This is a genomic window from Salinisphaera hydrothermalis C41B8 (assembly GCF_000732535.1).
Taxonomy (GTDB): Bacteria; Pseudomonadota; Gammaproteobacteria; order Nevskiales; family Salinisphaeraceae; genus Salinisphaera; species Salinisphaera hydrothermalis.
In genome coordinates, this window is record NZ_APNK01000047.1 from 1 (window position 1) to 21584 (window position 21584).

A 21584-nucleotide genomic window follows, 5' to 3' on the forward strand; every position below is an offset into this window, starting at 1 on the left:
CGCGAGATCCCCAGCCATTCTTTTATCCGCCAAACCAGTTGTTGGCGGGACTGGACACCTAGGGCTTGTTGCCGTTTACTACGGGTGCGCGGCAAGCATCGTCTTGCCGCGACACGAGAAACGGGTATGCGCAAAACGGTTACAACGTGGAGCTGTCGACGTATCGTTGAACTCGCGGGGTGCGGTCGTTCAGGTTTTGCCGGCGGTGATGACGCACTCCGGGTCGGGTCCCGGCACAGAACGGGCGCCGTTTGGCCATGCGATCCAGTATCGCGCATGGCGTGATACGAGCTGCGACACAGGACACCAAGATTATGAGTGGAGTGCCCCGGCTGCTGTTGACGCCCGGCGAACCGGCAGGCATTGGCCCGGATCTGGCGGTGCGTATAGCTCAGCATGCCCACGCGGCGGAAATCGTGGCGGTCGCCGACCCGGCCCTGCTTCGCGAGCGCGCCGCGCACATCGGCCTGCCGCTACAGCTCGACCCGGTTGATTATGGCGCTGCGCCTGCGCCTCAGTGTGCCGGCCGACTTCGGATCGATCCGATCCCCCTGACCCGCCCAGCCACGGCGGGCCGGCTAGAGCCGGATAACGCCCCTTATGTCCTGGCAACGCTCGACCGCGCAGTGGATTTGTGTCGGCGGCGATCCGCGGATGCGCTCGTCACCGGCCCCGTCAACAAGGCGGTAATCAACCAGGCCGGTTTTGCCTTCACCGGGCACACCGGTTATCTCGCCGCGCGCTGCGAGAGCCCGGCGCCGGTGATGATGCTGACCACGGACGACGGCAGCCTACGCGTCACCCTGGCGACGGTTCATATACCGCTCGCCGCGGTGCCCAGTGCCATCAACGACACGGACCTCGCCCATACGCTGGACACCATTCACACCGAACTTGCCGCCCGGTTCGGCATTGCCTGCCCGCGCATTCTGGTGGCCGGGCTGAACCCGCATGCCGGCGAAAACGGCTATCTGGGCCACGAGGAAATCGACATCATCGGCCCGGCGGTCGAGGCCGCGCGCGCCCGTGGTATCGATGCCGTGGGGCCGTTGCCCGCGGACACGCTGTTTACCCGGCACCATCTGGCCAACGCCGACGTTGTGCTGGCGATGTACCACGACCAGGGCCTACCTGTCATCAAGCATCTCGGATTCTCGCGCACCGTCAACGTCAGCCTGGGATTGCCGATCGTGCGTACGTCGGTCGATCACGGCACCGCCCTCGAGCTCGCCGGCACCGATCGGGTGGATTGCGGCAGCCTTGAAGCCGCTCTGAAGATTGCCAGTCATATGGTCGCGAGCAGTCATGGCGCGTAAACGTTTTGGCCAGCATTTCCTGCATGAGCGCGGTGTCATTGATCGCATTCTGGCCGCACTCAATCCAGGCCCCGACGACCGCCTGATCGAGATTGGCCCCGGCGAAGGCGCGCTGACCGAGCCGTTGCTGGCGCAGGTCGAACAGTTGTCGGTCATCGAGATCGATCGCGACCTGATTGCCCGCTGGCAGACACGCGCCATCGAACGCGACGGCCTGGAGGTGATCGCCGGCGATGCATTGCGCATCGATTACGCCGCGCTCGCCGAGCGTCGCGGCGGCGCCGTGCGCCTGGTCGGCAATCTGCCCTACAACATTTCCTCGCCGTTGCTGTTCGCGCTACTGACCAGCCAGGCTCCGATCATCGATATGCACTTCATGCTGCAAAAGGAAGTCGTCGATCGCATGGTGGCCGGGCCGGGCAGTCGCGATTACGGCCGGTTGTCGGTGGCAATTGCGGCACGGGCCGAAGCCGACCTGTTGTTCGACGTCGGCCCGGGCGCCTTCCGTCCGCCGCCCAAAGTCATGTCGTCCGTGGTCCGACTGCGCCCGCGTACGCCCGATTTCGTCATCGACGATGACCCGCTATTCGATGGCGTGGTCGCGGCGGCATTCGGGCAACGCCGCAAGACCCTGCGCAACGCGCTCAAGTCGTACCTGGCCGCCGAAGCCATCGAGGCCTGTGGCGTAGACCCGGGGCAGCGCGCGGAGCAGCTTGCCGCCGCCGACTTCGCGCGTCTTGCCAATGCCGCGGCACAAATTCACGGCCCTAGAGGTCACACCTAGAGCGGAACGAGCTCGGAGCGGCTCATGAGCTGCGCGAAGGTCTTCGGTTCCAAGGGGCGTTGTACATCCGGCACGTTGGCTGGATCGTCCGGTAAGACGAAACGGTCACCTTCCTCGGCATCAAGCTCGGCGCGCTCGGCATCGCGGCTGGAGACCATGCGATAGATCACGGCGCCCGCCGCATGCTCTCGCCGCTCGGCCACGGCCCAGCGCACCGGTAATGCCGCCTCCGCGGCCCAATCGGGCTGGCGCGCGACACAAAGGATGAGCTCGCCGACCGCTGGTTCGGTCTGCGCTAGCGCTGTAGCCCATATCTCGCCCGCGTTTTCGAATGCAAGCAGCGCATCCGGCAGCGGCACCATGACCGGGACGCGCGGCAGCTCGACGCTGCGCCAGTTGGCCTGTAGCGTCACGACGCGCTGAACCAGCCATCGCACCACCCGCTCCGGCGGCACGCCATCAGCCGTCAACGCCTCGAGGGTACGCGTGCGCTCGCCCGACTCCGTAACGCGCAACACCCGCACCGCCGCCCCGGCTAGCAGCCCCTCCAGCGTCCCGCGCCAGATGGGCTCGAATCGCAACCGGAACGGATCCAGGGTCGATGGCTGGTCGATCGGCTTCGGCACAATCTCGGCCGGGGGGTGAGGCGTGGCTTCACCGGCGCCCGCCGCCTCCGATAACGGCGGGGACATCGCCACACGTTCGCGGACCTCGACGATACCGCCCTGCGGTGCGGGCGTCGTCGTCTCAGCCGGCGGGCGCGTCGCGTACTCGGGGGGCTGCCGACGCCGTCCAATCGGCTCGAAGCCCCCGCTCGGCCCGGGCGAATTGGCGGTATCCGCCGTTCTATCTCGGCGCAACAATTGTCGGACGCGGTGCACCGTACCTTGTCGCGCAGGCGTCGGCCGTTTCTTGCGCGATTTACTCGGCGCAGAGTCTGTAGCATGGGCCACCCGAGGCGAAGCCGTCACAGCCAGATCGCGCGGACGCCGACGCGCGCGCTCGAACAGCGCCAACCCCAAGAACGCCAGAATCAATGTCAGCCAGAACGCCGGCGCCGCATGGACGAAGACACGCCACCACGGCACGCCCGCATGCAGTTCGGCCCCGTCCGAGGTGGTGCGATAGATTTCGGCGCACAGGGTACGATACATCCAGGCCCGCCAAGTGCGAACAGTCGCCTGCGGTGCCATGCCCGCGAACCAGCTCGACCAGGCGCCGTCGGAGGCCACGAGACGGCCTTGCGCATTGCGAACGGTGAGAAACGCCATTTCGGAGGCGCCGGTCGTCACCAACCGATGCACCACCGCTTGCGGGTCGCCGCGATCCGAAGCGCCCAGTGCCGGCGGCAAGTCATGTACGGCCTGGCGAGCGGCGCTATCCAACGTCGCATGCCGTGCCCCGGCTCCGAAGTAGATCGCGCCCAGCACGCCCAGCAGTGTGAGCACCAGACCGAGCCATCGGTGACGCGTCGACAGTCGAACCGACTTCATTTTCAAATACGAGCCCCGGCCGGGGGAGGCGCGACCCGCCGGGCATGGCAAACTGGGCCACTTTGGTATCCAGCGCCGTGTCGCCCGGCCGGGGTAACGGGTCGAATGCCATCGGACGCCTGCGTGCCGAAAACTTCGGAGTTTGCCTTCATGTCCTGTTCCGATCCCTCGAGACGACGCGACGAGATATACGCTCGGCCCATGTCTCGTACACCGGCCTTTCTGTATTGCGGCAATCGCTCGCGCTGCCTACACCGCCCCCCATCGAATAATAGTCGCAGTCGCGACCCGCTACGGCAACCGTGAAACCGATACCGGGACGCGCCGTAGCCTGCGGGCTCGCCATGTTAGCGGCCGCGGGCCCGTTCACCCTGGGCGTCTGGCTATTCGCGCGACACATGCAGTTCGGTGCGATCACTGCGGACTGGGGCTGGCTCTATCGTACCGGCCAGTCCATCTGGGCATTCGGGATACCCCACCACGACTTGTTTTCATGGACGTTTCCCGATCGTCCGTGGGTGCTCTATCAATGGCTGTTCGAGGCGATTGCGGCGCCGATTTATGATGCGCTCGGCCTCCAGGGCTGCGTGTTCCTGGTCGGCCTGCTCGGCATGGCCTGCTATGCATGGATTCCCGCCCTGGCGCTGCGCCGCGACGGCGTGCACCCGATGTGGCCCTTGCTGATCGGGGCCCTGGTGCTGCTTCCAGTGAGCACCAATCTCGGCCTGCGCCCCATGCTCGCCAGTAATTTCGCTCTGCTGGCGCAATATCTCCTGCTCCGCCGCCTGCGTGCCGGAACCTTGAACCTGCCATTCAGTGCGCTGTGCATAGCCGCAATCTATGCGCTCTGGTCGAACATGCATCTGGGCTTCACCCTCGGTCTATTGTCACTACTGTTATTCGCCGCCGGCGATGGCTGGACCCGGTTCCGGGAGCCCGAAGCCGATGCCGCACGCCTGCGCACTTATGCGCTGCTGTTCGTGGTCGCGGCCCTGGCTAGCGGACTCAATCCCTACGGATGGACGCTCTACCGCTACATTGTGGATCTGTCGCTGGAAACCCGCATGAACGCGCATATCCACGAACTGATGCCGCCCCGCCTCGACAATGCCTACATGCAAGTGGGCGGCGCGCTGTTACTGGTATTCGCCATCCTGGCCGCCGTATTCCGACGGGTACTGAGCGCCGCCGAAATACTGCACGTCGTGGCGTTCGCGGCGCTCGCGCTGAGCGCGATGCGGTTCGTGATCTGGGCTGGCTTATTCTACGCTCTCGTTGCTCCCCGTGTGTTCGACCATGCCGCCAGACGATGGTCGCCTGCCTCACTCCGGGCGCGACTTGCCCCGCTCGCCACACGCCCCGGCGAACAAGCCGTGCTCGGGGGCCTGATGCTCGTCGGCGTCGGCGTTGTTACGCTGGGCGCCCCTGCAAGCGCCGGCCCGGCACATCTAGCCGACTGTGCGCCGCTCCGACGGTCGCTCGTCTACTTGGACACGCATTACCCGGCCGATACCCACTGGTTCTCGAGCGAGACGGCCGGTAGCTGCGCGCGCTTCTATACGCCCGACCGGCATGTCTTCATCGATACGCGCTTCGATATGTATCCGGAAGCCTTCGTTCTGCGGTGGTTCCACGCCTACCAGTATCGCCGCGGCTGGCGTGCGCTGTTCAAAGCCTGGCGGATCCGAGTCGCGCTGTTACCGCGCGGCGCGCCACTGATCAGCACACTGCGCCATCAAGCGGGCTGGCGGCTCGTTTACGAAGACGCCAGTGCCTTTATTTTCGCCGCGGACACTGGCCCCGGACGCGCGCGATCGGCAGACTGAGCCGATCATTGACCCGGGGACTCGTCTCGTGAGCATTTATGCCATCGGTGATATTCATGGTGCTGCGGGCCTGCTCGATCGTTTGCTCGATCGTCTGGCCGCCCGTGGCCCAATCGAGCGCCTCTGGTTCGTCGGCGACCTCGTCAATCGCGGGCCAGACTCGGCCGGCACCATACGACGCGTCAAGGCACTCGGCGACACCGCGATCACCGTACTCGGGAATCACGATCTCAGTCTGTTGAGCCTTGCCACGCACCCAGACGCCGCGAAGCGCGCGCCCGACAGCCTGAAGCCATTGCTCGCCGCCGAAGACAGCACGACGCTGCTCGACTGGCTGCGCCACCGTCCGCTCATGCATCACGACGCCGCACTCCGCTGGACACTGGTTCATGCCGGACTGCCGCCCACTTGGACGATCGCCGACGGCTTGGCACGCGCCCGCGAACTCGAAGCCGCGTTGCGCGCGCCGGACCATACAGCGTTCCTGTCCCAGCTGTTCGGCAACACGCCCACACACTGGGACTCCGGGCTCACCGGCATCCCGCGCCTGCGCTTTATCGCCAACGCCCTCACTCGCCTACGCTTTGTGACCGCCGATCACGGCCTGGACATGGACTACAAAAAGACGCTTGCCGATGCGCCGCCAGGATTGACCCCGTGGTTCGCCACGCCCGGCCGCGCCAGCGCTGGCGATCCCATCGTATTCGGCCATTGGTCGGCGCTCGAGCACGTGGCATGGCCGGAGCACAACGTCTGGGGTATCGACACCGGCGCTGCCTGGGGCGGCCGATTGAGCGCGCTCGATCTCACCCAGCCCACGCCTGAGCTGATCCAGGTCGCCAACGGCGAGTGATGTCGTAACCGCTCGGCCACGCAGCGCCCGGTGGATGGCCGGGGCACTCTGATACATCGCAGGCCGGTCACCCCAACCGGCCCGGCGCCGAGATCTCAGAAACTGCGGGTGACGCCGACCGAATACGTCGTATCCGTATGCTTCACACCGGGCTGCGGCTCGCTGTTGTATTCGTTCTCCAGCGATAGCTTCACGCCCCATACCGCACTGCTCGCAAGCGGCACCTGCGCGGCCAGAACCGAATCGAGCGTGTAATTGTTGATGGGGTCTCGGCTGATTTCGGGGTAGATCGTCAGTTCATGCGTCAACTTAAGCCAATTGTCGATGATCTGTGCATAATCCCAGCCGAGTTCGGCGGTCGCCTCCCCCTGACTGCCCTCATCGTCGGTGTAGTCTTCATACTGATAACCGACACCACCGCGAACCTTGAAGATCAAATGGTCCCGGCGAACGAGGAAGTACCCGGGTCCCACCGTGGTCCGCGACCGTAACGCGAGATTCTGAAACCTATCCTTCTCCAGCTTTTCCTGGGCGTACCAGAACGCGCGCGAGGTGAAGTCGTTCTCGTAACGTCCGCGTGCTTTGTACTGGGCCGCCGTTTGCTCGCCGTTCTCTTGCTCCCGATCCATGGACGCCTTGAGGGACAGACGCGTCGCGCCGGTGTCGCGCAGAGCCGAGGCCGACGCCAGCACACTGCGATTGTCCGTATTGCCGGAATTCCCGTTAATGCCCAGCTGTAATTCACCCGACCAATATTCGCCATCCTTCGGGGCGGCGAGCGACGCCTCCGGCAGTACATGCTGTTCCGCCTCACGAGGCTTCTGGGCATTCGCAGCCACCACTCGCGGCGAAATCTGTTGAACCGGCCCCAGTGCGCCGGGCGAGGACGCCCCCACGCTGTGCACCTGCCCATTCACGGTATAACTCTGGTGATGAGAATTGGGCGCATAGGCAAGCTTCGCGCGAACCACTAGCCCCCCGGCGAGGGCAACCCGCTTGGTTTCATCGGTGGCAATACCCGCGACCAGGCTCCGCTTGATCGACAGCTCGCCGGCGAAATCCGTCTGCAGCTTGAGCGTATCGGCCGATAACATCTCCACCGATCCCTTGAGCTGGCTGCCACCCGCGAGATACACCGTGTCCGCCGATGCCACGGGGCATAACCCCAACGCCGCGCATACCGCAGCGCCAACGACGCCTACCCGTTCGCGTTCCAACATATGACGCACTACCCCTTTCAATGCCCGCTCTTCAATCGAGTTGTATTTCTTTCGCCCATAAAAAAGCCGGCCCCTTACGGGACCGGCTTGCAACCGATCAGACGACCTGCATCGTCGATCAGCTGTCGTCTTCGTCCTCGACCTCGACGGCCGGACGATCGACCAGTTCGACAAACGCCATCGGCGCGTTGTCGCCCGGACGATAACCGCATTTCAAGATACGCAGGTAGCCGCCTGGGCGATCGGCATAACGCGTGCCGAGTTCGCCGAACAGCTTGCCAACAGCTTCCTTATCCCGCAGGCGAGAGAAAGCGATGCGGCGGTTGTGGACGCTATCCGTCTTCGAGAGCGTGATCAGCGGCTCGGCGATACGGCGCAACTCCTTGGCGCGCGGCAGCGTCGTGCGGATCAGCTCTTCCTTGAACAGCGACGAAGACAGGTTTTTCAGCATGGCAGCGCGATGCGAGGACTCACGCCCCAGATTGCTGCCGCTCTTGCGATGACGCATAACGATGATTCCTTAGCGAAGGGACGGACCGGGATTCAAGCGACCCGGGCCGTTTAGGCTTTTTCGAGTTCCGCCGGCGGCCAGTTCTCGACCGTCATACCCAGCTTCAGACCATGCTCGGCAAGAACTTCGCTGATTTCGGTCAGCGACTTCTTGCCCAGATTCGGCGTGCGCATCAGCTCGGTCTCGGTACGCTGAACCAGATCACCCACATAATGGATATCTTCAGCCTTCAAGCAGTTCGTAGAACGCACGGTCAGCTCGAGATCCTCGATCGGCTTGAGCAACGTAGGATCAATGGCGCTTGAGTCGCCTTGACGCGACGCCTCTTCACGCGCTTCCAGATCCACAAACACCGACAGCTGGTCGTATAACGTCGCAGCGGCGGTACGCACCGCGTCCTGCGGCTCGACGCTGCCGTTGGTTTCGATGTCGAGGATCAGCTTGTCGAGGTCGGTGCGCTGCTCGACGCGAGCACGATCGACCGAATAGCTCACACGACGGATCGGCGAAAACGATGCGTCAAGACGCAGACCGCCAATCTCGCTGGCGCCCGTATCTTCTTCGCCCGGCTCAGCCTTGCTCTGCGCGGCTTGGTAGCCCCGACCCTTACGCACCTTCATGCTCATGCGCAGCTCACCGCTGGTGAGATGCGCAATGACCAGATCCGGGTTCACGATTTCGACATCGTGATCGGTCGTGATGTCACCCGCCGTGACCGCGCCGGCACCCGACTTGTGCAGGTGCAACTCGGCCTCGTCGCGCTCGTGCATCCGCACCGCGACGTTCTTAAGATTCAACAGGACGTCAATGACGTCTTCCTGCATGCCATCGACCGTGGTGTACTCATGAAGCACACCGTCGATGCTGACTTCCGTAATGGCGGCGCCCGGAATGGACGACAGCAGGATGCGACGAATGGCGTTGCCCAGGGTGTGCCCATAACCGCGCTCGAGCGGCTCGAGCGAGATCTTGGCACGCCGATCGCTCACACGCTCCACCTCGACCAGGCGCGGCTTCAGCAAATCGTTGGACTGCATATGCAAATACCTCTGGCTGCGAATGCAGCGCGGCCTTCAATTACTTGGAGTAGAGCTCGACGACCAGGTTCTCGTTGATATCAGGCAGCACCTGATCACGATCCGGCACCGACTTGTACGTCCCCTTGAGGCCCTTCTCGTCCACTTCGACCCAATCGGCAAGGCCGATCTGCGACGCCACTTGGACGGCGTCAAGAATACGGGTCTGCTGCTTGGCCTTGTTACGGATGGCGATCACGTCGCCTTCCTTGACCTGATACGACGGAATATTCACCGGGTAATCGTTGACCGCGACGGCCTTGTGATTCACCAGCTGACGCGCCTCGGCGCGCGTGGCCGCAAAGCCCATCCGATAGACGACGTTGTCCAGCCGCGACTCCAGCAGCTGCAGCAACAACACACCGGTCGCGCCCTTCTGGCTGGCCGCCTTCTTGTAATAGTTGCGGAACTGATTCTCCAGCACGCCGTACATATGCCGCAGCTTCTGCTTCTCGCGCAGCTGCAGCGCATAGTCCGACAAACGCTGGCGGCGCGCCGTACCCTGTGCGCCCGGAAGCGTATCGATCTTGCACTTGCCTTCAAGCGAGCGACCGCGGCCCTTCAGCAACAGATCGGTGCCGGCGCGACGCGAAAGCTTGCACTTGGGACCCGTGTATTTCGCCATGATTAAATACCTTTGTCGCGAAGCGCGTTAGACGCGGCGCTTCTTGGGCGGACGACATCCGTTATGCGGGATCGGGGTGACGTCGATGATGCTGGTCACCTTGAATCCCGAGGCGTTGAGCGACCGCACAGCGGCCTCGCGCCCCGGGCCGGGGCCTTTTACGCGAACCTCAAGATTCTTAACGCCGTACTGCGAGGCGCCTTCACCGGCACGCTCCGCCGCGACCTGCGCGGCGAACGGCGTGCTCTTGCGAGAGCCCTTGAAACCGCAGGTGCCCGAAGTGCACCACGACAGGACATTGCCCTGTCGATCGGAAATCGTAATGATGGTGTTGTTGAACGTGGCATACACGAACGCGATACCATCGGTAACGTTCCGGCGCGCGCGCGATTTGCGGCTGCGGCTGTTCGAGGTGGATGCTGTCGCCATAATGTCTATCTACCTGTGATCTCGCGCGAAAACGGCGCTTATCGACGAATCGGACGACGCGGGCCCTTGCGAGTCCGCGAATTGGTCTTAGTACGCTGCCCGCGCACCGGCAGGCCACGACGGTGGCGCATGCCGCGATAGCAGCCCAGATCCATCAGCCGCTTGATGTTCATCGACACCTCACGACGAAGGTCACCCTCGATCGTGTACTGCTGTACCTGAGCACGCAGCGCCTCGACCTCGCCTTCGGTGAGATCCTTGATCTTGGTGTCGGTGGCTACACCGGCCTCTTTGCAGATCTCACGAGCGCGGGTATGACCCACGCCGTAAAGCGACGTCAGCGCAATGGCTGCATGCTTGTTGATCGGGAGATTGACTCCAGCGATTCGCGCCATTTGATTGAACTCCCAGCTCGCGGGTGCGGACGCGTTCGCTTATGAAGCACGAACGACGCCGGAAAAGCCCGCCATCATATCCTTAAAAACTGACTTTGACAATACCGCCGAAGCGGATCAGCCCTGGCGTTGCTTGTGCCGGGGATCCGTCGAGCAAATAACCATCACCGCGCCGTTGCGGCGGATGACCTTGCAATTGCGGCAAATTTTCTTGACCGATGCTCTAACTTTCATCTCGTCCCTCTACCGTGACTCGCGCCACCATGACCGCCAACCGGCGGGCGCCATGCGGCTTATCGCAACATGCCGGCCCGACCGCCAGCCTTCAGATTGTTCTTGCGCATCAGGCCCTCGTACTGATGGGACATCAGATGAGCCTGCAGCTGCGCCATGAAGTCCATGACCACCACCACGATGATCAGAAGCGACGTACCGCCGAAGTAGAACGGCACGTTGTACTTGAGGATCAGCAGTTCCGGCAGCAGGCAGACCAGCGTGACATAGACCGCGCCTGCCACCGTGAGCCGGGTCAGGACAGTATCAATGTAGTTCGCCGTCTGGATACCAGGCCGCACGCCGGGAATGAACGCACCGGATTTCTTCAGGTTTTCCGCCGTTTCGCGCGAATCGAAGACCAGCGCGGTGTAGAAGAAACAGAAGAAAATGATCATGCCCGAATAGAACAGCACATAAAGCGGCTGTCCCGGGGCAATCGCGTTCGACACCCAGTTGGCAACGCTGCCACCTTCGCCGAGAAAGCGAATGATCGTTGCCGGGAACAGAATGATGCTCGAGGCAAAGATCGGCGGAATTACCCCGGCCATGTTCAGCTTGAGCGGCAGATGCTGAGTCTGTGCCGAATACATTCGGCGTCCCCGCTGTCGCTGCGCATGATGAACCGGAATACGACGCTGCGCACGCTCGACGAAGACGACGAAGGCCAACACCGCCAGCGCGCCAACGAACAGAGCCACCACAAAGAAGAAACTCAGTTCCCCAGTACGCACCAGGTCCAATGTGCCGCCAATAGCTGACGGCAAACCGGCCACGATGGCCGAGAAAATCAGCATCGAGATACCGTTGCCGATACCGCGTTCCGTGACCTGCTCGCCCAGCCACATCAAGAACATCGCGCCCGTAGTGAGCGTGATCGCCGTCGTGAATATGAAACTGAATTCGCTGACGCCGTCGAGGGCGATGCCCTGATTCCAGAGTGCGATACCCGTACCGACGGACTGGAACCCAGCCAGGACGACGGTGCCGTAACGCGTATACTGCGTGATCTTACGCCGACCCGATTCGCCTTCTTTTTTCAGCTCCTTAAGCGACGGAATAGTCGCGGTGAGCAGCTGAAAAATAATCGAAGCCGAGATATACGGCATGACGCCAAGCGCGAAGATCGACAACCGCTTGAGCGCGCCGCCGGTAAACATTACGCCGACATCCAGAATCGTTCCGGATTGCTGCTGAAACAGTCGAGCGAGCTCGGCCGGGTCGATGCCCGGGACCGGGATGAAACTCCCGATCCGGAACACCACCAGCGCGCCGAGCAAGAACAGCAGCCGCTGCCGGATCTCCGTAAGATTGCCGGCATTCGGCATCATGCCGCCGCTCGCATTGTTGGAACGCTTGGCCATGCTTATTCGCCGACCGAACCGCCCGCCGATTCGATGGCCTGACGGGCGCCGGCACTCGCCGCCACACCCTTCAGCGTCACCGCCGAGGACAGCTCGCCCGAAGCGATAATCTTAGCGCCACGCGCCTGCCGCGGGACGATGCCCGCGTTCTTCAACGCCGCCAGATCCACTTCGCCGGAGAGCTTGTTCAAGCCGTCCAACCGCACTTCGACAACACCGGAGCCCGTCGCGTGGAAACCGCGCTTGGGGATACGACGTTGCAGCGGCATCTGACCACCTTCAAAGCCAACCTTCTTGTAGCCGCCGCTGCGCGAGTGCTGGCCCTTGTGGCCACGGCCCGCCGTCTTGCCCAGGTCGGAACCCGAACCGCGACCGACGCGCTTCGCGCTCGGGCGCGACCCATCCGTGTAATGCAGGTCGTTGAGCTTCATTTAAACCTCCTCGACCGCAAGCATGTCAGCAACCTTGTTGATCATGCCGCGATTTTCCGGGGTGTCGGCCACTTCGACCGAGTGATTCACACGACGCAGACCCAGGCCCCGAACGCAGGCGCGATGACGCGCGACGCGGCCGATAGGGCTCTTGATCAGCGTAACCTTGATCCGCTTGTCTGCCATGACCGCCTCGCTTAAGCCGTAATATCTTCGACGGACTTGCCGCGCTTGGCCGCGATGAACTCCGGATCGTGCATGTTGCGCAGACCATTGATGGTCGCCCGCACCAGGTTGATCGGGTTACGCGAGCCGTAGCTCTTGCACAGTACGTTGTTCACGCCAGCGACCTCGAACACGGCACGCATGCCGCCGCCCGCGATCACGCCGGTACCTTCCGACGCCGGACGCATGATCACCTTGCTCGAACCATGCTCGCCGACGATGGCGTGCTGCAGCGTAGAGCCTTCCTTGATCTGAACGCGCACCATGCTCTTGCGCGCGGCCTCCATCGCCTTCGCAATGGCCAGCGGCACTTCACGCGCCTTGCCATAACCGTAGCCCACCCGGCCTTCGCCGTCGCCAACCACGGTCAGCGCGGTGAAACCGAATTGACGGCCGCCCTTGACCACCTTGGCCACGCGGTTGACGGTTACCAGCTTCTCGAGCAGGTCGCCTTCGGTGCGTTGTTCGTTACGTGTTGCCATGTCTCGTATCCGTTAGAACTGCAGGCCGTTTTCACGCGCGGCATCCGCCAGCGCCTTGATGCGGCCGTGATAGGCAAAGCCCGAGCGATCGAAGGCGACCTCCTGGATGCCCGCAGCCTTGGCGCGTTCGGCGATCGTGCGACCGACGAGTTCCGCTGCCGACTTGTTGCCGCGATGGCCCGACACTTCGGCGCGCAGATCCTTGTCGATCGTCGACGCCGAAACCAGGGTCTGGCCGCCATCGGGCGACACGATCTGGGCATAAATGTGCTGCGGGGTGCGATGCACCGACAGGCGGTGCGCGCCCAGCTTGCGCATGTGCATTCGGGCCCGGCGCGCACGCCGCAGACGAGAAACCGTTTTCTTGTGCATAACGATCCTGAATCCGTTGCTGTAGGCGAAACCGCGCTACTTCTTCTTGGCGTCTTTGCGAATGATCCGCTCATCCGCGTAGCGAATGCCCTTGCCCTTATAAGGCTCCGGCGGACGCCACGCCCGAATCTCCGCCGCGGCTTGACCGACGACCTGCTTGTCAGCGCCCTTGAGCACGATTTCGGTCGCGCTCGGGGTTTCGACGCTCACACCCTGCGGCATTTCGTACACCACGGGGTGCGACAAGCCGAGCGACAGGTTGACCTTGTTGCCCTGGGCCTGAGCGCGATAACCCACGCCTTCGAGCTGCAACTTGCGCTCGAAGCCTTCGGTCACACCGCGGACCATGTTGGCAACCGTGGCACGCACTGTGCCGGCCATCGCCATGTTCGGCTGGCGACCGGTAGCCTGCGCGCGGGCCACGCCATCAGCTACTTCCACATCCACGCCCTGGGGCAAGCGGAAAGCGAGCTCGCCTCCCTTGCCCTTCACGGTGAGGTCGCGGCCATTGACGACGCACTCGACGCCGCTCGGAATATTGACCGGTGCTTTGGCTACTCTGGACATCTTTTTGCTCCTCGCCTGACCGGCCTTACGATACGTAGCAGAGGACTTCGCCGCCGTGACCGGCCGCGCGGGCCGCCCGGTCGGACATCACGCCCTGCGACGTCGAGATGATCGAAATACCCAGGCCGCCAACGACCTCCGGCACATCGTTCTTGTTGCAGTACAAACGCAGGCCAGGCTTGGACGCGCGCTCGATGTACTCGATCACGCCGTGGCCTTGGAAGTACTTCAAGCCGATCCGGAGACGCGGCTTACCGTCGACCTCGGCCGTCTCGTAGCCACTGATGTAGCCTTCATCCTCGAGCACCTTCGCAATCGCGAGCTTGAGCTTCGAGGAGGGCATTTCAACGCTTTCTTTGTCCGCCGACTGCCCGTTACGAATACGGGTGAGCATGTCGGCGATGGGGTCAGTCATACTCATGCGTACCGATACCTATTAACTGTGAACTACCAGGACGACAGCACGAGGCCGGGCACTTCGCCCCGCATCGCAGCTTCGCGCAGCTTGTTACGGGACAGACCGAACTTGCGATATACGCCCTTCGGACGGCCCGTGACGCGGCAGCGGCGTGTAACCCGGGTCGGGCTCGCGTCGCGCGGCAGCGCCTGCAGCTCCTGGGCGGCGGCATAACGCTCTTCAGGCGTGGCATGCGGATCGTTGATCCGAGCCTTGATCGCCTCGCGCTTGGCCGCGTACTTGGCTACCTTTTTCATGCGCTTTTCATCACGCGCAATCATGCTTTTCTTCGCCATAACTATCTCCGGAAGGGGAAGTTGAACCCTTCGAGCAGGGCTCGCCCTTCTTCATCGCTCGACGCAGACGTCGAGATCACGATATCCATGCCGCGCAGCGCGTCCACGCGATCGTAGTCGATCTCGGGAAACACGATCTGCTCTCGCAGGCCGAGGCTGTAGTTGCCCCGACCGTCGAACGAACGCGGGTTCAAACCACGGAAGTCACGGATACGCGGCAATGTGACATTGACCAGGCGATCCAGGAACTCGTACATACGGGCCCGACGCAACGTGACCTTGCAGCCGATCGGCCAGCCCTCGCGGATCTTGAACCCGGCAACCGACTTACGGGCGCGGGTCATCACCGGCTTCTGGCCAGCGATCTTTTCCATATCGCCCATCGCGGCTTCGATCACCTTACGATCGGAGACTGCCTCGCCGACGCCCATGTTGAGCGTAATCTTGGTGATTCGCGGCGCCGCCATGCGACTGCTGTAGCCGAACTTCTCGACCAGCTCGCCGATGATGCGGTCGTTATAGACCGCCTTCAACCGCGGTGGGATTGTTTGTTCTGCGTTTTCCATGACTCGCCTACGCGTCCACTACTTCGCCGGACGACTTGAAGACACGCACCTTGCGGCGGTCTTCGCCCTCGCCCAGCCATTTGAAACCAACACGCTCGCCCTTCTCGGTCTGCGGGTTGTAAAGCATCACGTTCGACACGTGCAGAGGCATCTCGCGTTCCTCGATGCCGCCCTGGATGCCCGCATTCGGGTCCGGGCGCACGTGCTTCTTGACCATGTTGATGCCTTCAACCACGACTTTGTCGTTGGCGAGCACGCGAGTGACGGTGCCACGACGACCCCGGTCTTTGCCGGAGACCACCATGACTTCGTCGCCGTTACGGATCTTGCTGGAGCTCATAGCACCTCCGGCGCAAGCGAAATGATGCGCATGAACTTGGCACGCAACTCACGAGTCACCGGGCCGAAAATACGGGTCCCGACCGGCTCGTTGTTGTTGTTCAGCAGCACCGCCGCGTTGCTGTCGAAGCGGATGACCGAGCCATCCACACGACGCACGCCGCGCTTGGTGCGCACCACGACCGCGTTCATCACATCGCCTTTCTTCACACGGCCACGCGGAATCGCGTCCTTGACCGTGATCTTGATGATGTCACCGACCCGGGCGTAACGCCGATGCGAGCCACCCAGCACCTTGATGCACTGGACCCGACGGGCGCCGCTGTTGTCGGCCGCACTGAGTTCCGATTCTGTCTGAATCATGACCTTGGCTATCCTGCAGTATCGAACTCGCCAGCCTTGTCGACGACACGGCTGAGCGACCACGACTTGTGACGGGAGATCGGGCGACCCTCACGAATTTCGACCCAGTCGCCGACATTGCAGACGTTATCTGCGTCGTGCGCCTTGAGCTTCGTGCTGCGCTTGACGTATTTGCCGTACAGCGGATGCTGCATGCGCCGCTCGATCGACACCACGATGGTCTTATCCATCGCGTTGCTGACAACGCGGCCCACAAGCGCGCGCTGACGCTTTTCGCCGGCTTCGGGTTGCGTGTTGGTATCGCTCATCGGAGTTAACCCTGCTTGCGTGCTTCGTTAAGCACGGTCTTGATACGGGCGATATCGCGCCGGATACGTCCGAACTGATGCGTCGCCGCCAGCTGACCGGTGCCCTGCTGCATCCGGAGGTTGAACTGCTCGCGCCGCAGCGCGACCAGCTCGTCGTTCAGCTCATCGGCCGATTTTTCTCGCAGATCTTTTGCTTTCATGATCGCCTCTACATGACCTTGCGTTCGACGAACACGGTCTTGACCGGCAGTTTCGATGCGGCCAGCCGGAACGCTTCCTGCGCGACTTCGCGCGAGACGCCTTCCATTTCGTAGAGCATCGAACCCGGCTGGACCTTGGCCACCCAGAATTCGACGTTGCCCTTACCCTTACCCATGCGAACCTCGATCGGCTTCTTGGTCACGGGCTTGTCGGGAAACACACGGATCCAGGTCTTGCCGCCACGCTTGATATGACGCGTCATCGCACGACGAGCCGCTTCGATCTGGCGCGCGGTCAGACGACCACGCTCCACGGCCTTGAGGCCGAACTCACCAAAGCTGACTTCGTTGCCGCGCTGCGCCAGACCGCGGTTACGGCCTTTCTGAACCTTGCGGTACTTGACTCGCTTGGGTTGCAACATATCCGCTTACCCCGCAGCAGCGCCGGACTCGGCGCTGTCTTCGACTTTGGGCTCGGTATCGAACACTTCGCCCTTGAAGATCCAAACCTTGACGCCGATGACGCCGTAGGTCGTCTTGGCTTCCGCCAGGCCATAATCGATGTCGGCACGCAGCGTATGCAGCGGCACACGACCGTCGCGATACCATTCGGTACGCGCGATCTCGGCACCGTTTAGACGGCCCGCAACGTTGACACGAATGCCGCCGGCGCCCAGGCGCATGGCATTGCCGACCGCGCGCTTCATCGCACGGCGGAACATGATGCGGCGCTCGAGCTGCTGCGCGATGTTCTGCGCGACGAGATAGGCGTCCAGTTCCGGACGACGAATCTCCTCGACCGACAGATGCACCGGCACACCCATGCGCTGAGACACTTCGGCGCGCAGCTTGTCGATGTCCTCGCCCTTCTTGCCGATCACGATCCCCGGACGTGCCGTATGAATCGTGATGCGAGCCGAGCGCGCTGGCCGGTCGATCTGAATGCGGCTGACCGAAGCGTGCGCCAGACGTTCACGAATGAACTCGCGCACCGCTAGATCGGTGTTCAGCGCATCGGCGTAACCTTGGCCCTCGGCGTACCAGCGCGAACTCCACTCGGTGGTGATGCCGAGCCGGAAACCGACGGGATGTACTTTATGACCCATATCTATATCCGCTGTCGTTGGACCGCCTAGCGGTCGGCCACACGAATGGTGACGTGACTCGTACGCTTGAGGATGCGATCGGCGCTCCCGCGAGCACGCGGCTTCATCCGCTTCATTGTCGGGCCCTCGTCGACCATGATGGTCGCGATCTTGAGCTCGTCAATATCGGCGCCCTCGTTGTGCTCGGCATTGGCCACGGCCGACTCGAGCACCTTGCGCACGATATGCGCGGCCTTCTTGGTCGAGAACTCGAGCACTTCGAGTGCCCGCTCGACCGGCATGCCCCGCACCTCGTCAGCGACCAGACGGGCCTTCTGCGGCGAGATACGCGCAAACCGCAATTTAGCGACAGATTCCATCTCGATATCTCCGCGTTAACCCTTGCGATCGCCGAGATGACCCTTGAAGGTTCGGGTCGGCGAAAATTCACCCAGCTTGTGCCCGACCATGTTCTCGGACACGAAAACCGGGACGTGCTGGCGGCCGTTGTGGACCGAAATGGTCAGACCGATCATGTCCGGCGTCACCATCGAGCGACGCGACCAGGTCTTGATCGGACGCTTCGTGCTCTGCCCCTGGGCCGCCTCGACCTTCTTGGCCAGATGCAGGTCGACGAAGGGACCTTTCTTGATAGAACGTGGCATAACTTATCCCGTACCTTGTCTGGCGCCCTAGCGCTTTTTGCGCTTGGTGCTCCGACGGACAATCATGCCGTCGGTGCGCTTGTTCGAACGAGTCTTCAGGCCCTTGGTCTTCCAACCCCACGGGCTGGTTGGATGACGGCCGCCACTGGTGCGACCCTCACCACCACCGTGCGGATGGTCGATCGGGTTCATGGCCACACCGCGAACGGTCGGGCGCTTGCCGCGCCAACGCGTTGCGCCGGCCTTACCGAGCTGCCGCAGGCTATGCTCGTTGTTACCAACCTCGCCCACGGTCGCCTTGCAATTGACATGCACGCGGCGCGTCTCACCAGACTTCAACCGCAGCACGCAATATTCGCCGGCACGCGCCGCGATCTGAATGCTGGTGCCGGCACTACGCGCCAACTGCGCGCCCTTGCCCGGCCGCATCTCGACGCAGTGCACCGTCGTGCCGACCGGAATACTGGCCAGCGGCAACGCGTTGCCCGGACGAATCGGCGACTGGGGACCCGACACGATCGGCGTGCCCGCCTCGACGCCGCGCGGCGCAATAATGTAACGACGCTCGCCGTCGGCGTAGAGCACCAGGGCGATGTTCGCGCTACGGTTCGGATCGTACTCGAGACGTTCGACCTTGCCCGGCACGCCATCCTTGTCGCGCTTGAAATCAATCAGGCGATAGTGCTGACGATGGCCGCCACCCCGATGCCGCACCGTGATGCGACCGTCGGTATTGCGCCCACCCTGCTTGTGCTTCTTGACCAGCAGGGCTTCGTGCGGCTTGCCGTTGTGCAGATCGGGGCGCTTTACGCTGACCACGAACCGCCGGCCGGCCGATGTCGGTTTGGCTTTCTTGAGTGCCATAATATTCAGCTCCGCTACGTCGCCCTACTGGGCAGCGCCGTCAAGAAAATCGATTTCGTCGCCGTCGGCCAGCGTCACGTAAGCCTTCTTGAAGCCGCTGCGCGCGCCCGGCTGGCCGCGAAAGCGTTTTTGCTTCGGCTTGTTGTTCAGCGTCGTGACACTTTCGACTTTCACGTCGAACAGTGCGGCCACGGCCTCGGCGATTTCATGCTTGCTTGCATCACCGGCCACCTTAAAGATGACCTGATTGGCCGCATCGCCGACCACGGACGCCTTCTCGGATACGTGCGGCGAACGCAGCACCTGATAAATGCGCTCTTTATTCATGCCAGCCATCCTTCGAACGCCTGCAGCGCGCTTTCCGTCATCAATACCTGCTCGGCACCGACCAGCGTGACCGGATCCAGGTCCGTAACCGCCACCACGTTGAAACCAACGATGTTGTTTGCCGAATAACCGACCTTGTCGTCCACTTCAGAGACCACAAGCACACCCTTGGCCTCGGCCGACTGATCGGCCAAAGCCTTGATCAGACCCTTCGTGCTACGCGCCTCGAGCTCGATGTCCGCGACCACCTTGAAACGATCCTGACGCACCAATTCAGAGGCGATCGCGCTCATGCCGGCGCGATACATCTTGCGATTGACCTTCTGCGAGAAGTCGCGCGGACTCGCCGCGAAAGTCACGCCGCCACCGGACCAGATGGGGCTGCGAATCGTGCCCGCTCGGGCACGCCCGGTGCCCTTCTGGCGCCATGGCTTCTTGCCGCCACCACTCACTTCAGCGCGATTTTTCTGCGCCTTGGTGCCCGACCGACTACCGGCCAGATACGCGGTCACGATCTGGTGAACCAGCGTTTCGTTGAACGGGCGGCCGAAAACGGCGTCCGACACCGAAACCGACTTATCGCCGCTTGCGAGATTCAGTTCCATACTCAAACCTGCCTATTCGCCAGCGCGCCGTTAACCGGCCTTCTTGACCGCCGGCTGAATGATGACGTCACCGTTCTTGGCACCCGGCACACCGCCGCGAACCAGAATGAGACCCCGCTCTTCGTCCACGCGAACCACTTCCAGGTTCTGCACGGTGGTCCGCGCATTACCCAGCTGGCCGGACATCTTCTTGCCCTTGAACACGTGACCCGGCGACTGGTTCTGACCAATCGAACCCGGCGCGCGATGCGCTTTCGAGTTACCGTGCGTCGAACGCTGCGAGCGGAAGTTGTGACGCTTGATCACGCCGCCGTAGCCTTTACCGATCGAACGACCAATCACATCCACGTACTGGCCCGCAGCAAAGACCGAAACCGTCAGTTCACCACCGACCTGGATTTCGACCTGCTCCGACTCGCTCGCCTCTTCACCTTCAGCAGCCTCGGGAGCAGCAGCCGCGACCTTGGGCCAATCGCCCTCGACCCGGAACTCCCACAGCCCACGACCTGCTTCGACGCCGGCATTCTTGTAATGCCCGGCCGCCGGCTTGGTCACACGGGACGCGCGGCGCGTGCCGGTGGTGACCTGAAGCGCACGGTAGCCATCGGTCTCGACATCTTTTTTCTGGACGACACGGTTCGGCTCGACCTCGACGACCGTGACAGGCACGGATACGCCGTTGTCGTCGAACACGCGCGTCATGCCGCGCTTGCGACCTACCAATCCAATAGCCATTTGTAATTACCTTCTCGCTTATCGCCACTCGCTAGAGGGGGCGACAGTTCAAGTATGGTTTTCCAGTGCAAAGGGCCCGCGTGATTGCGGGCCCCTGCCAACAAGAGGGCGCGAAGTATAACACGCCCTAATCGACTTGTCTCGCCCTTACTGCAATTTAATTTGGACGTCGACGCCCGCAGCAAGGTCGAGTTTCATCAAGGCATCAACCGTCTTTTCGGTCGGCTCGACAATATCCATCATCCGCTTGTGTGTACGGATTTCGTACTGATCACGCGCGTCTTTATTGACGTGCGGCGAGATCAGGATGGTATAGCGCTCCTTGCGCGTCGGCAGCGGGATCGGGCCGTGGACCTGCGCACCGGTGCGCTTGGCGGTCTCGACGATCTCGCGGGCCGACTTGTCGATCAACCGATGATCGAACGCCTTGAGACGAATGCGAATGTTCTGACTAGCTGCCATGACGATTCAAATGCCTCAGGCCGTAATCTTGGTCACGACGCCCGCACCCACCGTGCGGCCGCCTTCACGA

Annotated in this window: 34 protein-coding genes; 4 read left to right on the forward strand and 30 right to left on the reverse strand. The window is 62.5% G+C overall.

What is annotated here, in order from left to right; all coding sequences use genetic code 11:
* Positions 1-314: 314 nt before the first annotated feature.
* Together pdxA and rsmA are read left to right on the forward strand one after the other, a co-directional pair.
* Entirely contained in the window at positions 315-1316 is a 1002-nt protein-coding gene (gene pdxA, locus C41B8_RS17680) for a 4-hydroxythreonine-4-phosphate dehydrogenase PdxA (protein WP_037341298.1), read from the forward strand.
* On the forward strand, positions 1306-2100 hold the full coding sequence (rsmA, locus tag C41B8_RS17685; RefSeq protein WP_037341301.1) for a 16S rRNA (adenine(1518)-N(6)/adenine(1519)-N(6))-dimethyltransferase RsmA: 795 nt from the start codon (positions 1306-1308) through the stop codon (positions 2098-2100). The genes pdxA and rsmA overlap by 11 nt, the downstream gene beginning before the upstream one ends.
* Here the strand turns inward: rsmA and C41B8_RS17690 are convergent.
* Positions 2097-3593 carry a hypothetical protein gene (locus C41B8_RS17690; protein WP_037341302.1) on the reverse strand — a complete coding sequence of 499 codons (1497 nt, stop codon included), beginning with the start codon at positions 3591-3593 and terminating at the stop codon, positions 2097-2099. The two genes, rsmA and C41B8_RS17690, sit on opposite strands and share 4 nt — an antisense overlap.
* A 344-nt stretch (positions 3594-3937) precedes the next feature.
* Here C41B8_RS17690 and C41B8_RS17695 point away from each other — a divergent pair, with 344 nt between their 5' ends.
* Positions 3938-5419, forward strand: coding sequence for a hypothetical protein (locus C41B8_RS17695; RefSeq protein WP_037341304.1), 1482 nt, complete (start codon positions 3938-3940; stop codon positions 5417-5419).
* A gap of 28 nt (positions 5420-5447) precedes the next feature.
* A complete protein-coding gene (locus C41B8_RS17700; RefSeq protein WP_037341306.1) occupies positions 5448-6272 on the forward strand; it encodes a symmetrical bis(5'-nucleosyl)-tetraphosphatase in 825 nt (274 codons plus the stop codon).
* Between the two features lie 95 nt (positions 6273-6367).
* On the opposite strand, the gene C41B8_RS17705 is transcribed toward C41B8_RS17700, so the two are convergent.
* From C41B8_RS17705 to rpsJ, 29 genes are all read right to left on the reverse strand, one after another.
* Positions 6368-7492 carry a DUF481 domain-containing protein gene (locus C41B8_RS17705; protein WP_037341308.1) on the reverse strand — a complete coding sequence of 375 codons (1125 nt, stop codon included), beginning with the start codon at positions 7490-7492 and terminating at the stop codon, positions 6368-6370.
* A gap of 118 nt (positions 7493-7610) precedes the next feature.
* Complete coding sequence (gene rplQ / locus C41B8_RS17710) at positions 7611-8000, reverse strand: 50S ribosomal protein L17 (RefSeq protein WP_037341310.1); 390 nt, start codon at positions 7998-8000, stop codon at positions 7611-7613.
* A gap of 53 nt (positions 8001-8053) precedes the next feature.
* Positions 8054-9040 (reverse strand): DNA-directed RNA polymerase subunit alpha, encoded by a 987-nt coding sequence (locus C41B8_RS17715; protein ID WP_037341312.1) that lies wholly within the window; start codon positions 9038-9040, stop codon positions 8054-8056.
* Between the two features lie 40 nt (positions 9041-9080).
* Positions 9081-9704 carry a 30S ribosomal protein S4 gene (rpsD, locus tag C41B8_RS17720; RefSeq protein WP_037341313.1) on the reverse strand — a complete coding sequence of 208 codons (624 nt, stop codon included), beginning with the start codon at positions 9702-9704 and terminating at the stop codon, positions 9081-9083.
* Between the two features lie 27 nt (positions 9705-9731).
* Entirely contained in the window at positions 9732-10133 is a 402-nt protein-coding gene (gene rpsK / locus C41B8_RS17725) for a 30S ribosomal protein S11 (RefSeq protein WP_037341315.1), read from the reverse strand.
* A gap of 38 nt (positions 10134-10171) precedes the next feature.
* Positions 10172-10528, reverse strand: coding sequence for a 30S ribosomal protein S13 (gene rpsM / locus C41B8_RS17730; RefSeq protein ID WP_037341317.1), 357 nt, complete (start codon positions 10526-10528; stop codon positions 10172-10174).
* A 117-nt stretch (positions 10529-10645) separates the two neighbouring features.
* On the reverse strand, positions 10646-10762 hold the full coding sequence (gene rpmJ / locus C41B8_RS20250; protein WP_006913650.1) for a 50S ribosomal protein L36: 117 nt from the start codon (positions 10760-10762) through the stop codon (positions 10646-10648).
* A 59-nt stretch (positions 10763-10821) separates the two neighbouring features.
* Positions 10822-12165 carry a preprotein translocase subunit SecY gene (secY, locus tag C41B8_RS17735; protein WP_037341319.1) on the reverse strand — a complete coding sequence of 448 codons (1344 nt, stop codon included), beginning with the start codon at positions 12163-12165 and terminating at the stop codon, positions 10822-10824.
* Between the two features lie 2 nt (positions 12166-12167).
* Positions 12168-12596 carry a 50S ribosomal protein L15 gene (gene rplO, locus C41B8_RS17740; protein ID WP_037341321.1) on the reverse strand — a complete coding sequence of 143 codons (429 nt, stop codon included), beginning with the start codon at positions 12594-12596 and terminating at the stop codon, positions 12168-12170.
* A complete protein-coding gene (gene rpmD / locus C41B8_RS17745; protein WP_037341323.1) occupies positions 12597-12782 on the reverse strand; it encodes a 50S ribosomal protein L30 in 186 nt (61 codons plus the stop codon). It lies immediately after the preceding gene.
* Between the two features lie 11 nt (positions 12783-12793).
* The gene (gene rpsE, locus C41B8_RS17750) at positions 12794-13303 is read right to left on the reverse strand and encodes a 30S ribosomal protein S5 (RefSeq protein ID WP_037341324.1); all 510 of its coding nucleotides are present in this window, start codon (positions 13301-13303) and stop codon (positions 12794-12796) included.
* Positions 13304-13315: 12 nt separating this feature from the next.
* The gene (gene rplR / locus C41B8_RS17755; protein WP_037341326.1) at positions 13316-13675 is read right to left on the reverse strand and encodes a 50S ribosomal protein L18; all 360 of its coding nucleotides are present in this window, start codon (positions 13673-13675) and stop codon (positions 13316-13318) included.
* 36 nt (positions 13676-13711) lie between these two features.
* Positions 13712-14242 (reverse strand): 50S ribosomal protein L6, encoded by a 531-nt coding sequence (gene rplF / locus C41B8_RS17760; protein WP_037341328.1) that lies wholly within the window; start codon positions 14240-14242, stop codon positions 13712-13714.
* Positions 14243-14267: 25 nt separating this feature from the next.
* Positions 14268-14663, reverse strand: a complete 396-nt coding sequence (gene rpsH / locus C41B8_RS17765; RefSeq protein ID WP_037341330.1) for a 30S ribosomal protein S8 — start codon at positions 14661-14663, stop codon at positions 14268-14270.
* Positions 14664-14689: 26 nt separating this feature from the next.
* Positions 14690-14995, reverse strand: a complete 306-nt coding sequence (rpsN, locus tag C41B8_RS17770; RefSeq protein ID WP_037341332.1) for a 30S ribosomal protein S14 — start codon at positions 14993-14995, stop codon at positions 14690-14692.
* A gap of 2 nt (positions 14996-14997) precedes the next feature.
* Positions 14998-15561, reverse strand: a complete 564-nt coding sequence (gene rplE / locus C41B8_RS17775; protein ID WP_037341334.1) for a 50S ribosomal protein L5 — start codon at positions 15559-15561, stop codon at positions 14998-15000.
* 7 nt (positions 15562-15568) lie between these two features.
* The gene (rplX, locus tag C41B8_RS17780) at positions 15569-15901 is read right to left on the reverse strand and encodes a 50S ribosomal protein L24 (protein ID WP_037341336.1); all 333 of its coding nucleotides are present in this window, start codon (positions 15899-15901) and stop codon (positions 15569-15571) included.
* Positions 15898-16263, reverse strand: a complete 366-nt coding sequence (gene rplN, locus C41B8_RS17785; RefSeq protein WP_037341338.1) for a 50S ribosomal protein L14 — start codon at positions 16261-16263, stop codon at positions 15898-15900. Before rplN ends, rplX begins: the two co-directional genes overlap by 4 nt.
* A gap of 8 nt (positions 16264-16271) precedes the next feature.
* The gene (gene rpsQ, locus C41B8_RS17790; RefSeq protein WP_037341341.1) at positions 16272-16571 is read right to left on the reverse strand and encodes a 30S ribosomal protein S17; all 300 of its coding nucleotides are present in this window, start codon (positions 16569-16571) and stop codon (positions 16272-16274) included.
* A 5-nt stretch (positions 16572-16576) separates the two neighbouring features.
* The gene (gene rpmC / locus C41B8_RS17795; protein WP_037341343.1) at positions 16577-16771 is read right to left on the reverse strand and encodes a 50S ribosomal protein L29; all 195 of its coding nucleotides are present in this window, start codon (positions 16769-16771) and stop codon (positions 16577-16579) included.
* 8 nt (positions 16772-16779) lie between these two features.
* Positions 16780-17193: a 50S ribosomal protein L16 gene (gene rplP, locus C41B8_RS17800; RefSeq protein WP_037341344.1), complete on the reverse strand. Its 414-nt coding sequence runs from the start codon at positions 17191-17193 to the stop codon at positions 16780-16782.
* A gap of 6 nt (positions 17194-17199) precedes the next feature.
* Positions 17200-17877 (reverse strand): 30S ribosomal protein S3, encoded by a 678-nt coding sequence (gene rpsC, locus C41B8_RS17805; protein WP_037341346.1) that lies wholly within the window; start codon positions 17875-17877, stop codon positions 17200-17202.
* Positions 17878-17903: 26 nt separating this feature from the next.
* The gene (rplV, locus tag C41B8_RS17810; RefSeq protein WP_037341348.1) at positions 17904-18236 is read right to left on the reverse strand and encodes a 50S ribosomal protein L22; all 333 of its coding nucleotides are present in this window, start codon (positions 18234-18236) and stop codon (positions 17904-17906) included.
* A 15-nt stretch (positions 18237-18251) separates the two neighbouring features.
* The gene (rpsS, locus tag C41B8_RS17815; protein WP_037341350.1) at positions 18252-18521 is read right to left on the reverse strand and encodes a 30S ribosomal protein S19; all 270 of its coding nucleotides are present in this window, start codon (positions 18519-18521) and stop codon (positions 18252-18254) included.
* Positions 18522-18548: 27 nt separating this feature from the next.
* Entirely contained in the window at positions 18549-19385 is an 837-nt protein-coding gene (gene rplB / locus C41B8_RS17820; RefSeq protein WP_037341352.1) for a 50S ribosomal protein L2, read from the reverse strand.
* 24 nt (positions 19386-19409) lie between these two features.
* Entirely contained in the window at positions 19410-19712 is a 303-nt protein-coding gene (gene rplW / locus C41B8_RS17825; RefSeq protein ID WP_037341354.1) for a 50S ribosomal protein L23, read from the reverse strand.
* Positions 19709-20317, reverse strand: coding sequence for a 50S ribosomal protein L4 (rplD, locus tag C41B8_RS17830; RefSeq protein ID WP_037341356.1), 609 nt, complete (start codon positions 20315-20317; stop codon positions 19709-19711). Before rplD ends, rplW begins: the two co-directional genes overlap by 4 nt.
* 30 nt (positions 20318-20347) lie before the next feature.
* Positions 20348-21052 carry a 50S ribosomal protein L3 gene (gene rplC, locus C41B8_RS17835; protein ID WP_037341358.1) on the reverse strand — a complete coding sequence of 235 codons (705 nt, stop codon included), beginning with the start codon at positions 21050-21052 and terminating at the stop codon, positions 20348-20350.
* 147 nt (positions 21053-21199) lie between these two features.
* A complete protein-coding gene (gene rpsJ, locus C41B8_RS17840; protein WP_006913628.1) occupies positions 21200-21514 on the reverse strand; it encodes a 30S ribosomal protein S10 in 315 nt (104 codons plus the stop codon).
* Positions 21515-21584 lie beyond the last annotated feature (70 nt).